This is a genomic window from Alteriqipengyuania flavescens, from assembly GCF_030406725.1.
Classification (GTDB): domain Bacteria; phylum Pseudomonadota; class Alphaproteobacteria; order Sphingomonadales; family Sphingomonadaceae; genus Alteriqipengyuania_B; species Alteriqipengyuania_B flavescens.
Window position 1 is genome coordinate 619,520 of the sequence record NZ_CP129107.1, and the last position, 13,542, is coordinate 633,061.

Annotated in this window: 18 protein-coding genes; 7 read left to right on the forward strand and 11 right to left on the reverse strand. The window is 67.1% G+C overall.

Annotated features, from left to right (window positions below):
• Window positions 1-76 precede the first annotated feature (76 nt).
• The 4 genes from msrB to QQW98_RS03300 all read right to left on the reverse strand — a co-directional run bounded on the left by msrB (window position 77) and on the right by QQW98_RS03300 (window position 2,174).
• Window positions 77-475 (reverse strand): peptide-methionine (R)-S-oxide reductase MsrB, encoded by a 399-nt coding sequence (gene msrB / locus QQW98_RS03285; protein WP_290136126.1) that lies wholly within the window; start codon window positions 473-475, stop codon window positions 77-79.
• An 80-nt stretch (window positions 476-555) separates the two neighbouring features.
• Entirely contained in the window at window positions 556-1,224 is a 669-nt protein-coding gene (locus tag QQW98_RS03290) for a glutathione S-transferase family protein (protein ID WP_290136127.1), read from the reverse strand.
• 91 nt (window positions 1,225-1,315) lie between these two features.
• Window positions 1,316-1,684, reverse strand: a complete 369-nt coding sequence (locus QQW98_RS03295; RefSeq protein ID WP_290136128.1) for a hypothetical protein — start codon at window positions 1,682-1,684, stop codon at window positions 1,316-1,318.
• Between the two features lie 34 nt (window positions 1,685-1,718).
• Window positions 1,719-2,174: a hypothetical protein gene (locus QQW98_RS03300; protein WP_290136129.1), complete on the reverse strand. Its 456-nt coding sequence runs from the start codon at window positions 2,172-2,174 to the stop codon at window positions 1,719-1,721.
• 132 nt (window positions 2,175-2,306) lie between these two features.
• Here QQW98_RS03300 and QQW98_RS03305 point away from each other — a divergent pair, with 132 nt between their 5' ends.
• The 5 genes from QQW98_RS03305 to QQW98_RS03325 are packed head-to-tail and all read left to right on the forward strand — an operon-like array spanning window position 2,307 to window position 5,990.
• Complete coding sequence (locus QQW98_RS03305) at window positions 2,307-3,413, forward strand: S-(hydroxymethyl)glutathione dehydrogenase/class III alcohol dehydrogenase (protein ID WP_290136130.1); 1,107 nt, start codon at window positions 2,307-2,309, stop codon at window positions 3,411-3,413.
• 22 nt (window positions 3,414-3,435) lie between these two features.
• Complete coding sequence (locus QQW98_RS03310; RefSeq protein WP_290136131.1) at window positions 3,436-3,816, forward strand: VOC family protein; 381 nt, start codon at window positions 3,436-3,438, stop codon at window positions 3,814-3,816.
• A 14-nt stretch (window positions 3,817-3,830) separates the two neighbouring features.
• On the forward strand, window positions 3,831-4,565 hold the full coding sequence (locus QQW98_RS03315) for a CPBP family glutamic-type intramembrane protease (protein ID WP_290136132.1): 735 nt from the start codon (window positions 3,831-3,833) through the stop codon (window positions 4,563-4,565).
• 9 nt (window positions 4,566-4,574) lie between these two features.
• Window positions 4,575-5,411, forward strand: coding sequence for an S-formylglutathione hydrolase (fghA, locus tag QQW98_RS03320; RefSeq protein ID WP_404800858.1), 837 nt, complete (start codon window positions 4,575-4,577; stop codon window positions 5,409-5,411).
• Between the two features lie 3 nt (window positions 5,412-5,414).
• Window positions 5,415-5,990, forward strand: coding sequence for a protein-methionine-sulfoxide reductase heme-binding subunit MsrQ (locus QQW98_RS03325; RefSeq protein WP_290136133.1), 576 nt, complete (start codon window positions 5,415-5,417; stop codon window positions 5,988-5,990).
• Window positions 5,991-5,994: 4 nt separating this feature from the next.
• Here QQW98_RS03325 and QQW98_RS03330 read toward each other — a convergent pair whose 3' ends face one another.
• The 3 genes from QQW98_RS03330 to metX all read right to left on the reverse strand — a co-directional run bounded on the left by QQW98_RS03330 (window position 5,995) and on the right by metX (window position 8,268).
• Window positions 5,995-6,501, reverse strand: a complete 507-nt coding sequence (locus QQW98_RS03330) for a hypothetical protein (RefSeq protein WP_290136134.1) — start codon at window positions 6,499-6,501, stop codon at window positions 5,995-5,997.
• Between the two features lie 79 nt (window positions 6,502-6,580).
• Complete coding sequence (gene metW, locus QQW98_RS03335) at window positions 6,581-7,183, reverse strand: methionine biosynthesis protein MetW (RefSeq protein WP_290136135.1); 603 nt, start codon at window positions 7,181-7,183, stop codon at window positions 6,581-6,583.
• Window positions 7,180-8,268: a homoserine O-acetyltransferase MetX gene (gene metX / locus QQW98_RS03340; protein ID WP_290136136.1), complete on the reverse strand. Its 1,089-nt coding sequence runs from the start codon at window positions 8,266-8,268 to the stop codon at window positions 7,180-7,182. Before metX ends, metW begins: the two co-directional genes overlap by 4 nt.
• A 101-nt stretch (window positions 8,269-8,369) precedes the next feature.
• Between metX and QQW98_RS03345 the strand changes: the two genes are divergently transcribed.
• Both QQW98_RS03345 and QQW98_RS03350 read left to right on the forward strand, forming a co-directional pair.
• A complete protein-coding gene (locus tag QQW98_RS03345) occupies window positions 8,370-9,491 on the forward strand; it encodes a pyridoxal phosphate-dependent aminotransferase (protein ID WP_290136137.1) in 1,122 nt (373 codons plus the stop codon).
• Between the two features lie 2 nt (window positions 9,492-9,493).
• Window positions 9,494-10,390, forward strand: a complete 897-nt coding sequence (locus tag QQW98_RS03350) for a prephenate/arogenate dehydrogenase family protein (protein ID WP_290136138.1) — start codon at window positions 9,494-9,496, stop codon at window positions 10,388-10,390.
• Between the two features lie 100 nt (window positions 10,391-10,490).
• Here QQW98_RS03350 and QQW98_RS03355 read toward each other — a convergent pair whose 3' ends face one another.
• Genes QQW98_RS03355 through ftsE form a run of 4 tightly spaced genes read right to left on the reverse strand, consistent with a single transcriptional unit; the run spans window position 10,491 to window position 13,376 of the window.
• The gene (locus QQW98_RS03355) at window positions 10,491-11,168 is read right to left on the reverse strand and encodes a lysophospholipid acyltransferase family protein (protein WP_290136139.1); all 678 of its coding nucleotides are present in this window, start codon (window positions 11,166-11,168) and stop codon (window positions 10,491-10,493) included.
• Complete coding sequence (locus QQW98_RS03360) at window positions 11,165-11,695, reverse strand: YdcF family protein (RefSeq protein ID WP_290136140.1); 531 nt, start codon at window positions 11,693-11,695, stop codon at window positions 11,165-11,167. The genes QQW98_RS03355 and QQW98_RS03360 overlap by 4 nt, the downstream gene beginning before the upstream one ends.
• Complete coding sequence (locus QQW98_RS03365; protein WP_290136141.1) at window positions 11,692-12,639, reverse strand: cell division protein FtsX; 948 nt, start codon at window positions 12,637-12,639, stop codon at window positions 11,692-11,694. The genes QQW98_RS03360 and QQW98_RS03365 overlap by 4 nt, the downstream gene beginning before the upstream one ends.
• On the reverse strand, window positions 12,636-13,376 hold the full coding sequence (gene ftsE / locus QQW98_RS03370; RefSeq protein WP_290136142.1) for a cell division ATP-binding protein FtsE: 741 nt from the start codon (window positions 13,374-13,376) through the stop codon (window positions 12,636-12,638). Before ftsE ends, QQW98_RS03365 begins: the two co-directional genes overlap by 4 nt.
• Between the last annotated feature and the right edge of the window lie 166 nt (window positions 13,377-13,542).

Below are 13,542 nucleotides of genomic sequence, written 5' to 3' on the forward strand. Positions count from 1 at the left end.
TACAACGCCGCCGCACCTGCATAGGACTGTCGTAACAAGGTGTGAACAACTAGGGTCAAGACCCCAGGGCGTGCGTTTACTCCGCGTCGAACTCCAGCGCGGCGGAATTGATGCAATAACGCATGCCGGTCGGGCGCGGCCCGTCGGGGAACAGGTGGCCCAGGTGGCTGCCGCAGTTGGAGCATTTCACCTCGGTCCGGATCATGCCGTGGGAGGTATCGCGTTCCTCGTCCACCGCATCGACGGCGGTCGGCTGGAAGAAGCTCGGCCAACCTGATCCGCTGTCGTATTTCGCTTCGCTTTCGAACAGTTTCTGCCCGCAGGCGGCGCACAGGTACTCGCCCGGCTCCTTGTTCTTGTCGAGCGCGCCGGTGAAGGCCCGTTCGGTCCCGCCTTCGCGCAGGACGTGGTACTGTTCGGGCGTCAGCCGTTCGCGCCATTCGGCTTCTGAAATGTCGAGCTTGTTATCGGGCATGTAACGTATCTCCGCGTGTGCCTGTGAGAAGCGCTGGCGAAGCGCCCCGGTTCCCGCCCGCGTGCGACAGCGGCTGGGGGTCAGTCGACCTGCGCGTAATGCGCCGGCGGATGGATGCCTTCCATGCGTTCGGCCAAGAGCGGGCGGAAGCTCGGCCGGCTCTTCATCACGCGGTACCAGCCGAGCGCTTCCTCGTGCCCGTCCCAGTCGATCCCGCCGAGGTAATCGGCGACCGAGATGTGGGAGGCGGCGGCAAAGTCGGCCAGGCTGATCCGGCTGCCACCAAGCCAGCGGCGGCTGTCCACCAGCCAGTCGATATATTCGAGGTGCTGCGCCGCCAGCCGCATCACCTCGCGCAGGGTGCGCGAGTCCGGCGGGGCCTTGGCGACAATGCGCTTCTTCATCTTCTCGACCAGTAACGGCCCGGTGACGTCTTCGTAGAAATTGCCGTCGAACAGCGCGACCAGCCGGCGGATTTCCGCACGGCGGATGGCGTTGCCGGGGATCAGCGGGCTGCGTTCCACCGCATCGTCGAGGAATTCGCAGATCGCCTGGCTGTCGATCAGCGTGATGTCCTTGCCTTTGTGTCGCAGCACCGGCGTGCGGCCGGCGGGGTTGAGGGCGAGGAACGCGTCGCGCCCTTCCCACGGATGCTCCCGCCAGATCTCATAGGTGACACCCTTCTCGCTCAGCGCGAGGCGCACCTTGCGGCTGAAGGGGCACAGGGGAAAGGAATGGAGCTGCCACATGAAGCAACCCCGTTACCGCCAGCAGCGGCGCAGATAAAGCGGCTTGGGCGAAAGAATTGGTGGCGGCGCTACTCGCAGCGCCTGCCAGAGGTTAGACCACGCCCGCCTCGAAATCTTCGAGCAGGTAGAGGCATTCGGGGATCATCGCCGCGACCGTGTCGGGATCTTCCGTCAATTCGCCGACCTGTTCTTCGACCAGCGGCATCAGGGCCGGGCCTTCGATGTCGTGCGCCTCGGAGATGCTCACCATCGTTTCCACGAAGTATTCTTCGCCGCGCGCGTCGATGTCGCCGTATTGTTCGAAGCCTTCGAGCCCGGCGCGGTTGAACCCGGCGGTGAGCGCGAACACCACCGCACAGCGCAAATTGTCCGCTTCATCCGTGGTCAGCGAGTAATCCTGCGCCGCCGCGGGAAGCGGGGCCAAAGCGAGCGGGAGGGCGAATGCGAGCGTTCTGAACATGCAGCGATCCTGGGGGAGAAGGGTGAAAAAATACCTAGCGGCGGGCGACTTCGCCAACTTCGGCCAGCCGCTCCGCCATCTGGCGCAGGACGGGCAGCATCGCGGTGAGGCTTTCGCTCATGTCAGCAGCCGTTTCCATCGCGGCCGGCAGCTCTTCGGACAGGCGCGCGGGGATTTCCGCGGCTTCGGGTCCGGCGAGGTCAGCCAGGGTCGTGTCGGGGTCTACGGGCTCGTCCAGCGTGCCGTCGGCCCGGTCGACCGCCTCGATCAGCGGCGCGGCGGGCATCTCCATCAGCCCTTCGATCATCGCGCCGAGCACGCCGATTGCCAGCTGCTGCATGGCGGGATCGCGCAAGCCTTCGGCAACCTCGGCGATGTTCTCCTCGGCAGCTAGCGGCGCAGCGGCTTCGGCGTCCTGCGCAGCGGCAGGCTGGGCGGCGAACAAGGCACTGGCGAGCGCGGCGGGCGCGAGAATAAGGGAACGGCGCATGTGGGGTCTCCTCGGTATAAGGACACCTGCCACGATGCGCTTGAAGCTGGGGTGAACGCTGCAGGCGCGCCTCTTGCCTGTTGCCGCGCCGCGCGCTTGCGCCTAGCCCACCGGCAAAGGAGAATTTCGCCCATGAAGACCAGAGCCGCCGTCGCCTTCGCCCCCAAGCAGCCGCTCGAAATCGTCGAGCTGGACCTCGAAGGGCCCAGGGCGGGCGAGGTGCTGGTGGAAATCATGGCGACCGGCATCTGCCATACCGATGCCTACACGCTGGGTGGGCTGGACAGCGAAGGCCTGTTTCCCAGCATCCTCGGCCACGAAGGCTGCGGCGTGGTGCGCGAAGTGGGCGCGGGCGTCACCAGCGTGAAGCCGGGCGACCACGTCATCCCGCTCTACACGCCGGAATGCCGCCAGTGCAAAATGTGTCTGTCGGGCAAGACCAACCTGTGCAGCGCGATCCGCGAAACGCAGGGCAAGGGGCTGATGCCGGACGGCACCAGCCGCTTTTCCTACAAGGGCGAGACGATCTACCACTACATGGGCTGCTCGACCTTTTCGAACTTCACCGTGCTGCCCGAAATCGCCGTCGCCAAGATTCGCGAGGACGCGCCGTTCGACACGACCTGTTACGTCGGCTGCGGCGTGACGACGGGCGTGGGCGCGGTGACCAACACCGCCAAGGTGCAGCCGGGCGACACCGTGGTGGTCTTCGGCCTCGGCGGGATCGGGCTGAACGTGATCCAGGGCGCCAGGATGGCGGGCGCGGACCGCATCGTGGGCGTCGACATCAACCCGTCGAAGAAGGAATGGGGCGAGAAGTTCGGCATGACCGACTTCGTCAATCCGAAAGAGACGTCAGACGTGGTCGCGCACCTCGTCGACCTGCTCGACGGCGGGGCGGACTACAGCTTCGACTGCACCGGCAACACCGACGTGATGCGCCAGGCGCTGGAATGCTGCCACAAGGGCTGGGGGACCAGCATCATCATCGGCGTGGCGGAAGCCGGCAACACCATCGAGACGCGCCCCTTCCAGCTGGTGACGGGCCGCAACTGGCGCGGCACGGCCTTCGGCGGCGCCAAGGGCCGCACCGACGTTCCCAAGATCGTCGACTGGTACATGAACGGCAAGATCGCCATCGACCCGATGATCACCCACCGCCTCTCGCTCGACGAGATCAACAAGGGCTTCGACCTCATGCATGCGGGGACAAGCATCCGCGCGGTGGTGGTTTACTGAATTTCACCAAGGAAAGACGAGAATGTTCAGCCACGTCATGCTGGGCGCCGACGATATCGAGGCGTCCAAGAAATTCTACGATGCGTGCTTCAAGGCGCTGGGCGGGCGCGAGGGGCAGGTCGATCCCAAGGGCCGTGTCATCTACATGCACAATGGCGGCATCTTCCTGCTGACCAAGCCGATCGACGGCCAGCCGGCGAGCTGCGGCAACGGTTCGACCATCGGCTTCGCCGCCTCGAGCGAGGAAATGGCCGACGCTTGGCACGAAGCGGGCAAGGCCAATGGCGGTACCGAGATCGAGGATCCGCCAGGCCTGCGCGAAGGGGCCGGCATGAAGCTGTACCTGGCTTACCTGCGCGATCCCGCCGGGAACAAGATCTGCGCGATGCATCGCCCCGGCTGATCGCACGCCGCCCCGTGAACTTCGCGCTTGCCGTGGCCGCTTGGACGGTGCCGGCGCTGCTCTTGGCGGTGGCGCTGTCCGCCGCCGGCAAGGCGACGCTGCGCTGGCGCTGGCTGCTGGTCGGCGCGGGTCTCTATGCCGTATACGGCCTGCTGAGCTATCTTACCCTGCCCGCCGCATTTCTCGATATGCCGGCAGAGCAGCGGTGGCTCAGCCGCCTGTCGGCACTCGCCGTGTCGCTGGTCGCGATCGGCAAGTGGGTAAACTCCGGCCCGGTGTTCGAGCGCGAGGCGCTGGGCCTGACGCTGCGACAGGCGCCCGGTTCGCTGCCCACCTCGATCCTCGGCCTCGGCGTCCTCGTCGCCATATCCGCCCTGCCCGGCGGCATCGGCTGGAACCCGGCGGGGATCGATGCGGGCGCGGTTGCCTACCACCTCACCGTGCCGGGGCTGGAGGAGGAACTGATGTACCGCGCCGTCCTGCCCGCAATCTTCGCGCTCGGCCTGTCCGCCCGGATGGTGGATGCTCGCAAGTATCTCGGCTGGGGCCTCGCGATGGGCGTCATTGCCATGGCGTGCGGCCACGCCTTTGCGCTGCGCCCCGGCGGACAGATATCCTTCGACGTGTTCTCGCTGTTCTACGTCGGGCTGATTGGTGCCATCCTGGCGGACATGCGCTATCGCAGCGGCAGCCTGCTCTTCCCCATCATCGGCCACAATCTCGTCGGCCTGTTCGTTCGCATTCTCTAGGACCTGCCCATGGAAACCGTATCGACCACCCGCAGCCACGGCGGCACGCAAGGCGTTTATTCCCACCCGTCGGACGCGACGGGCACGGAGATGACCTTCTCCGTCTTCGTGCCGGATCATGCCGAAGGCGCGAAGCTGCCCGTGCTGTGGTACCTCTCCGGCCTCACCTGCACTCACGCCAACGTCACCGAGAAAGGCGAGTACCGCGCGGCTTGCGCGAAGCACGGGATCGTCTTCGTCGCGCCCGACACCAGCCCGCGCGGGGAGGCGGTGCCCGACGCGGAAGACGAATACGATTTCGGCAAGGGCGCGGGCTTCTATGTCGATGCGACGCAGGAGCCGTGGGTGCAGCATTACCGCATGCGGACCTATATCGAGGAGGAATTGCCCGCCCTCGTCGCGGCCGAGTTCCCGGTCGATCCGGCGCGCCAGTCGATCACCGGCCATTCGATGGGCGGCCACGGCGCGCTGACCATCGCGCTGCGCAACCCGGGGCGCTTCCGCAGCTGCAGCGCCTTCAGCCCCATCGTCGCGCCCGGCGAAGTGCCGTGGGGCCACAAGGCGCTGGGCCGCTACCTGGGGGACGACCGCAAGACATGGCGCGAATACGATGCCGTCGCCCTGATCGAGGACGGCGCGCGGATCGAACACCTGCTGGTGGACCAGGGCACGGCGGACGACTTCCTCGTCGAACAACTGCAGACCCACCGGCTGGCAGCGGCCTGCGAGAACGCGGGCCTCGACGCCGAAATCCGCCTCCAGGAAGGTTACGACCACTCCTATTACTTCATCTCCACCTTCATGGCTGATCACGTCGCGTGGCACGCGCAGCGGCTGAAGGGCTGACAAGTGCCACGCCCACTTTTATGGCTCGCCCTGTCCCTGCCGGGCGCATGGATGCTCGGGCGATGGGGGTTGACGCCGGATGCTTACGGCTATGGCCATGCGATCGCGGACAGCGGGGACTGGGCGGCGTGGCTGCTAATGGCGACGCTGGCCGTCACGCCGGTGCGGCTGCTTTTCAAGCGCGCACGCTGGACTTCATGGCTGGCCCGCCGCCGGCGCGACCTCGGCGTGGCCAGCTTCGCCTATGCCGCGGGGCATACGGCGGTCTATCTCTGGAAGAAGGGCTCGCTGGCGCAGGTGGTGGCGGAGATGTCCGATAGCTACCTTATCGCCGGCTGGCTGGCGCTGGCGCTGTTCCTGCCGCTGGCCATCACGTCCAACGATGCGTCGATGCGGGCGCTCAAGCGAAAATGGAAGACACTCCACCGGCTGGTCTATCCGGCGGCGATCCTCACGTTCCTGCACTGGATCTGGTCGGCCTTCGATCCGACCACGGCGTGGTTCCATGCAGCCGTCCTGGCCGCCATCGAGACGGCCAGGATCGTGCTGCAGCGGCGGGGAAGACCGCGCCGCAGGTGACGGCTTACAGCGTCACGTACTTGCGGAAACGGGCGACTTCGGCCTCGTCGACATACTTGCCGATTTCGCGGTCGAATTCCTCCATGTTCTCGTAGGGGCGATATTCCTCGAACTCGTGGACCATCTTGTCGGTCATGCCGGGGACGAGCCTGATTTCGTCTTCGCTGGCGGAATTGAGGTTGATCGGCACGAACACCCGCTCGCGCACCGTGGCGGCGGCGCCTTCGTCCAGCGTTTCCATCAGCTTCGTGTTGAATGCCATGGCGCTGTCGTAGGGACGGCCCGCCACGATCGCTTCGGCCAGTTCCGGCGTCATGCCGTCGATCACCGCCAGTTCCTCGGCGGTCGCGGTGTTGGGGTCGAGCACCGCGTCGGCTGACACGGTCGCTTCTTCACCGCCGTCGAGAGCAGCGGTTTCCTCAGCGGTGGTCGTCTCTTCCGGCGCTTCGGCGCAGGCGGAAAGCGACAGAGCGGTGCCGGCGAGAGCGGCGGCGAAAATCGTGTTGCGCATTGCGAATCCTGTTCTTGCGAAAGCATCGCAATAGCAGCTTATGCCGCGATGCGAAGCGAAACCTTTGTATTGTCGTGTATCAAGGGTTTGGCAATCCGCCGCTCACTTCGAAAAGGGCGTATTCCGCGCGCCAGTTGGCGCCGCCTGCGGGCATTTCACGGTCGCGGGTGAAGAACCAGCGCCGCTCGATGGCGATGCCGAGGGCTTCGGCCAGCAATTCGAAATCGCGTACCGTCACGTGGTGGATATTATCGGTCTCGTACCAGCTGACGGGCAAGTGTCGGGTGACGGGCATCCGGCCGCGCGACAGCAGCGCCCAGCGCATCCGCCAATAGGCGAAATTGGGGAAAGAGACGAAGGCCCGCCGCCCGACGCGCAGCAATTCCTGCATCATGCGGTCGGGCCGCGCGGCGGTCTGCAAGGTCTGGCTGAGCACGGCGTAATCGAACGCGCCGTCGGGATAGAAGGCAAGGTCGCGGTCGGCATCGCCCTGCACCACGCTGAGCCCCTGCGCCACGCAGGACGCGACGCAGCCGCCGTCGATCTCGATCCCGCGCGCGTCGACGTCCTTCGCCGTCAGCGCCGCCATCAACGCCCCGTCCCCGCAGCCGATGTCGAGCACCCGCGCGCCCGGCTCGATCCGGCGCAGGATGGTCGCAAGGTCCGGGCGCAAGGCGGTCATCCGAGGAACCCCTCAACCACGCGGTCCAATTCCGGCACGTCGAGCAGGAAGCTGTCGTGGCCGAAAGGCGCGGACAGTTCGACGAAGCTGACGGGCTTCGCCACCGCATTCAGTGCATGGACAATGTGGCGGCTTTCGGACGTGGGATAAAGCCAGTCCGTGTCGAAGCTGACGAGGCAGAAGCGCGCATCGCTGCGGCGGAAAGCCTCCGCCAGCGAGCCGCCCGCTTCCTCGGCCAGGTCGAAGTAATCCATCGCCCGGGTGATATAGAGATAGGCGTTGGCATCGAAGCGGTCGGTAAAGGCGAGGCCCTGGTAACGCAGGTAGCTTTCGACCTGGAATTCGGCGTCGAAGTTGAAGCCCTTGGCCTCGCGGTCCTGCAACCGGCGGCCGAACTTGTCGGTCAACCCGGCTTCGGAAAGATAGGTTATGTGCGCCGCCATGCGGGCGACGGCGAGACCTTTCTCCGGGCCTTCCGCCGCGCCGTAATAGTCCCCGCCGTTCCAGCCCGGGTCGGCCATGATCGCCTGCCGGCCAAGCTCGTGGAAGGCGATGTTCTGCGCGCTGTGGCGGCTGGTGGTGGCGATGGCGAGCACGCGTGCCGCCCGGTCGGGGAAATTCGCCGCCAGGCTCAGCGCCTGCATCCCGCCCATGCTGCCGCCGACCACCGCATGGAGCCGCGCGATGCCCAGTTCGTCGAGCAGGGCGACAAGCGCGCGGACCATGTCGCGGATCGTCACGACGGGAAAGCGCATGGCGTAGGGCGCGCCGTCATCCGCGACGGTGGCGGGGCCGGTCGAGCCCATGCAGCTGCCGATCACGTTGGCGCAGATCACGTGGTGGCGCGCGGTATCGATGGGTTTGCCCTCGCCCACCAGCCGCTCCCACCAGCCGGGCTTTCCGGTGACCGGATGCGGGCTGGCGATATGCTGGTCCCCCGTCAGCGCGTGGCACACGAGGATGGCGTTGTCCCTGGCAGCGTTGAGGTCGCCATAGGTTTCGAACGCGATCTCGACATGGCCGAGCGACTGCCCGCTGTCGAGCGGCAGGGGGCGGGGCAGGATGAGGGAGCGCGGTGCGGTCACGGGCGGGTCGGCAGGAAAGCTCGGGGCGGACGATAGGAAAGCCTGCCCTAACCCAGCGACGCAAGCTTGTCGAAGGGAGGATTTGGGGTAAAGCCGCGCGCATGACCCAGCGTTCGCCCAACCGCCCCCCAATCCGTCCGGCGCCGAAGCCCTATGTCGAGCGGATCCATGCCTATGTGCCGGGCAAGTCTTCGGGCGCTGACGGCAAGCCGCTGGCCAAGCTGTCGGCGAACGAGAACCCGCTCGGCTCCTCGCCGCAAGCGCTTGCCGCCAAGTCCGACGCGCGCACGCTGGCGCTGTATCCCGATCCGGACAGCCGCGCCCTTCGCGAAGCCATCGGCGCGCTCCACGGCATTGATCCGGCGCGAATCGTGTGCGGTGCGGGCTCGGACGAGATGCTGCAATGCGCGCTGCAGGCCTTCGCCGGGGTCGGCGACGAAGTGCTGTTTTCGCGCTACTCCTTCTCGCTCTACCCGCTGCTGACGCACAGGGTCGGGGCCGAGGCGGTGTTCGCCGACGATGCCGATTATGCGGCCTCGGTCGACAATATCCTGGCTGCGGTGACGGAGCGCACGAAGGTCGTGCTGCTCGACAATCCCAACAATCCGGTGGGCAGTTGGCTGGATGCAGGCGAGGTCGCGCGGCTGCACGCGGGGCTTGCCGCAGATGTGCTGCTGGTGGTCGACCAGGCCTATGCCGAATATCTCGCTCCCGGCGAGGACGACGGCGGGCTGGCGCTGGCGGCGGCGCACGACAACGTGCTCGTCACCCGCACCTTCTCCAAGGCCCATGGCCTCGCGGCGGAGCGGATCGGCTGGGCGACAGGCGCGCCGCATCTGGTCGATATGCTGAACCGGCTGCGCGGTGCGTTCAACGTGTCCGCCACCGGACAGGCCGCCGCCACTGCCGCGCTGGCCGATAGGCAATTTATCGAACATTCGCGCGCGCATAATGCCGAAGAATTGCAGCGCTTTGCGCAAGCCATCGCCGCGCTGGACAATCACGGCATCCGCATGATCCCCAGCCGCGCCAATTTCGCGCTGGTGCTGTTCGAAGGCGACCTTTCCGCAGAGACCGCGCTGGCGGCCATCGCGGATGCGGGCATCGCGGTGCGGCACTTGCCCTCGCAGGGCCTCGCCCACGCGCTGCGCATTACCATCGGCACGCGCGAGCAAATGGATACGGTCGCGCAGGTCATCCGCGACCTGGCAGAGGCAAGCTAGGCGTGCAGCGCATCGCCATCATCGGCCTCGGCCTGCTCGGCGGGTCGGTCGGCCTCGCGCTGGCGGAGCGGCGGCCCGACATCGTCACTTGCGGTTACGACCGCGATCCCGCCGTGCGCCGCCGCGCCGCGGAACGCGCGCTGGTCACTGCCGTGTGCGAGACGGCGGCGGAGGCTGTGGCCGGATGCGACCTTGCCATCCTGTGCGTGCCGGTGGGCGCGATCGGCGCGGCGGCCCGCGATCTGGCGGATACGCTGCCGGCAGGCGCCATCGTCAGCGATGTCGGATCGTCCAAGCAATCGGTGGTGGAGGCGCTGGCCGAAGCGCTGCCTCATCACACCGTCATCCCCGCGCACCCGGTCGCCGGGACCGAGGAGAGCGGCCCGGATGCCGGCTTCGCCAGCCTGTTCCAGGATCGCTGGTGCATCCTGACCCCGCCCGCCGACGCGCCGCCCGAAGCGGTCGAGGCGCTGACCGGCCTGTGGCGCTCTTTGGGTGCCAAGGTGGAGGTGATGGACGCGCAGCACCACGACCTCGTGCTCGCGGTGACCAGCCATATCCCGCACCTTATCGCCTACACCATCGTCGGCACCGCGTCCGACATGGAGGAGGTCACGCGCGGCGAGGTGATCAAGTATTCCGCCGGCGGCTTCCGCGATTTCACCCGCATCGCCGCGTCCGATCCGGTGATGTGGCGCGACGTGTTCCTAAACAACCGCGACGCGGTGCTGGAGATGCTCGGCCGGTTTACCGAGGACCTCACCGCCATGCAGCGCGCGATCCGTTCGGGCGACGGGGAGGCGCTGCACGACCTCTTCAGCCGCACCCGCGCCATCCGCCGCTCGATCATCGAGCAGGGACAGGACGACGCCTCGCCCGACTTCGGGCGGGGGCATTGAGGCTTTTTGCCCTTCCCCATGGGGAAGGGTCGGGATGGGGGTACCGGCAAGCCGACGTGGAGCACCCACCCCCGGCCCCTCCCTCAAGGGAGGGGAGAAATCAGTTCAGCGAATTGATCGCGGTCCGCACGCGCTCTTCGATCTCCTCGCGCTGGAGGCCGGGTTCGATCTGTTCGTGGAAGCGCACGGTGATGGTGCCGGGGCGCTTCCAGAAGCGGTGGTAGAGCGGGCCTGAATCGACCGCGACCGGCACAACCGGCAGGCGCAGCAGCTTGTAAAGGCCGGCAAAGCCCGATTGCAGCGCGCGCTCCTCCCCGTGCGGCACCCGCGTGCCTTCGGGAAAGATGCACAGCGGTCGCCCCTCCGCGCTGTAGCCCTTGGCTTGCGAAACCATCTGGCGCAGCATCGTGGCGCCCTGGTCGCGCTTCACCTCCACCGCGCCGTAGCCGCGCGATGCGGCGCGCCAGCCGGGGATGCGGAACAGCTCCGCCTTGGCGAAGGGCACCGGCTTGTCGAGCAGTACGGGCAGGTCGATCGCTTCGAAAAAGGATTCGTGGCGCAGGGCGTAAAGCACCGGGCGGGTTTCCTGCGGCCCTTCCACCACCACCCTGATGGCGAGGATGTTTTCGCACAGCCAACGGTGCCAGCGGCTCCACCGGTCGGGCCAGCGCTGCGTATGCTCCCGCCCCAACGGAGAGGTCAGCGCGCCCATGGAGATGCACACGATACTGCCCAGCACGAACAGCAGGTAGAACACGATATTGCGCAGCGCGATCACCTGAGGATGATCCCCCCGGCATAATCCGCCAGCAGCTTGTGGTATTCGAGGAAGAGGATGTAGAGCGACGGCTCCGACGCCACCGCATCCTCCACCATCGTGACCCCGCCGGGCAATTCGCGGCCGAGATCGAGATGCGCGCGGCGCATGTGCCAGTCGGTGGTGACGAGGCGGATGCTTTCCACGTCGTTGCTTTCCACCCACTTGGCCGCTTCGGCCGCGTTGCCGCGCGTGTCGACGGCGGCGTAGCCCAACGTCACGCAGCATTCCATGCGGGCGTCGGACACGCCGAATTCGGCGGCGAATTCCTCCGCCCTCACCTCGCGGTCGACCCCGGTCACGAACATGCGCTCGGCCCGGCCCTGCTCCAGCACTTCGAGCCCGCGCTGGATGCGCCCGCCGCCACCGGTGGGCACGACCACCGCGTCGGTGCGAACGTCGTCCACGGGCTGCGGCAGGGCGACGGCGAACCAGCCGAAACCCAGTGCCCAGACAAGCAGGAATGCAGCAATCAGCCGCCCGATCATAACATCTTCCTCAGCGCCAGCAGGATCGTGACGCGCGCCGTCAATGCGGCGAGCGCGACGCCTACCAGCGGAATCGCGGCAATCAACAGCCACTCGCCCAAACCGAGCGAACTTTCCGCAATCAGGCCCGAATTCAGCGTCGAGAATTGCGAGCCGAGGACCAGGATAGCGCCCATGCCGATGGCGAGGCCCACCGCGCCGCCCAGCATCGCATCATAGGCGATGGAGCGCTGGAAAACGCCGGCGATCTGGCGATCCGTCCCGCCCAGGAGGTGGACGATCTCCACCGTGTCGCGCGATCCGCCCAGCGCGCTGCGCGCGGCCAGCCACACGGCGGCCACGGTCGCCAGCGACAGCAGCACGACGAGCCCGAGCGACAGCCATTGCAGCGAGGCGATGGCGCCGAACACCGGCTCCAGCCAGCTCGACTGCGTGTTGACCGTCGCCCCCGGCACCGCCGCCGAAAGGGCTTCCGACAGACGCTCCAGCCGCTCGGGCGAAGCCGCGCCGTCCAGCTGCGCGTCGATCAGCGCGGGGATCGGGATGGCCGCCTCTTCCGCCCCGCCGTCGCCGCCCATCTCGCCGAGCCAGGGTTCGAGCAGGGTCGCCAGCTCGTCCTGCGGCACGCGCTGCGCGGCGATCACGCCGGACTGGTTGCTGAGGAAGGAGACCGCCTGTTCCGCCTTGCGATCGCGCGCGGCGGGGTTGGCTTCCATCACCTGCACGGTCAGCCCGCCGTCGAGTTCCGCCCGCGCGCCGGAGGCGAGGCTGCTGAGCGACAGGCCGCCTGCCGCAGCGACACTGGTCAGCGCGATCATGATCGCCATCACCCACGGCATTGGTCCGGAAAGCCGCGCGTGCGGCACGATCTCCGCCGCCCGGTCCCCGCGGAAAGGGGACAGGCCGCGCAGCCGTGCGAAACGGCGGGCGGGAGGCGGCTTCACCGGCGGCCCCCGCGCATGGTGCCTTCGGACTGGCGCGGCGGATAACGCAGCGCGCCCGTGGGATCGGACAGGCGCCCCTTATCCAACCGCATGATCAGCGACTGCGGCACTTTCTTGAGCAGGTGGACATCGTGGGTGGCCACCACCACCGTGGTGCCGAGGCGATTGAGCGCTTCGAACAGGCGCAGCAGTTTCAGCGCCATGTCGGGATCGACGTTGCCGGTCGGTTCGTCCGCCACCAGCAGTTCGGGCCGGGCGATCACCGCGCGGGCGATAGCGACGCGTTGCTGCTCCCCGCCCGAAAGCGTTTCCGGCCGCGCATCCATCCGTTCGGCCAGCCCGACCCAGTCGAGCATGTCGGCCACCGGCTTGCGGATGTCGGCCTCCGGCACGCCCGCCACGCGCAGCGGCAGGGCGACATTGTCGAAGGCGGACAGGTGGCTCACCAGCCGGAAATCCTGGAACACGGTGCCGATCCGGCGGCGGAAGGCAGGCAGGCGGCCGCGCGCCAGCGTGATCACATCGGTGCCGAACATGCGGATCGCCCCGCGCGACGGGCGCTGGGCGAGGTAAAGCAGCTTCAACAGGCTCGTCTTGCCCGCCCCGCTCTGCCCGGTGAGGAAATAGAAGCTGCCCGGGAATAGCGAGAAGGAGACATCGCTCAACACCTCGCGATCGGTGCCGTAACGCAGCCCGACATTGTCGAACTGGATGATATCGTCACGCAGGTCGTTCACGATATCGCGCCAGTCGGGGCGCAGGAGGGCAGGTTTCGGGGGCAGGAGAGCATGGGCAAAACGGCCTATAGCGGCGTGCCGGTGTGGAAAAAAGCCAATCCCGCCGCATGGGGCGGTTTTCACTACCTTGCCCGCTTCGTCGCAATCGTGCTTAACGCCATGCCAA

Excerpts from the sequence above, each read along its gene's own strand:
- QQW98_RS03330 (WP_290136134.1), bottom strand. The coding sequence starts at position 6,501 with ATGCGCAACACGATTTTCGCCGCCGCTCTCGCCGGCACCGCTCTGTCG.
- QQW98_RS03305 (WP_290136130.1), top strand. The coding sequence starts at position 2,307 with ATGAAGACCAGAGCCGCCGTCGCCTTCGCCCCCAAGCAGCCGCTCGAA.
- msrB (WP_290136126.1), bottom strand. The coding sequence starts at position 475 with ATGCCCGATAACAAGCTCGACATTTCAGAAGCCGAATGGCGCGAACGG.
- QQW98_RS03300 (WP_290136129.1), bottom strand. The coding sequence starts at position 2,174 with ATGCGCCGTTCCCTTATTCTCGCGCCCGCCGCGCTCGCCAGTGCCTTG.
- QQW98_RS03310 (WP_290136131.1), top strand. The coding sequence starts at position 3,436 with ATGTTCAGCCACGTCATGCTGGGCGCCGACGATATCGAGGCGTCCAAG.
- QQW98_RS03295 (WP_290136128.1), bottom strand. The coding sequence starts at position 1,684 with ATGTTCAGAACGCTCGCATTCGCCCTCCCGCTCGCTTTGGCCCCGCTT.
- fghA (WP_404800858.1), top strand. The coding sequence starts at position 4,575 with ATGGAAACCGTATCGACCACCCGCAGCCACGGCGGCACGCAAGGCGTT.
- metW (WP_290136135.1), bottom strand. The coding sequence starts at position 7,183 with ATGACCGCCTTGCGCCCGGACCTTGCGACCATCCTGCGCCGGATCGAG.
- QQW98_RS03345 (WP_290136137.1), top strand. The coding sequence starts at position 8,370 with ATGACCCAGCGTTCGCCCAACCGCCCCCCAATCCGTCCGGCGCCGAAG.
- QQW98_RS03360 (WP_290136140.1), bottom strand. The coding sequence starts at position 11,695 with ATGATCGGGCGGCTGATTGCTGCATTCCTGCTTGTCTGGGCACTGGGT.
- QQW98_RS03290 (WP_290136127.1), bottom strand. The coding sequence starts at position 1,224 with ATGTGGCAGCTCCATTCCTTTCCCCTGTGCCCCTTCAGCCGCAAGGTG.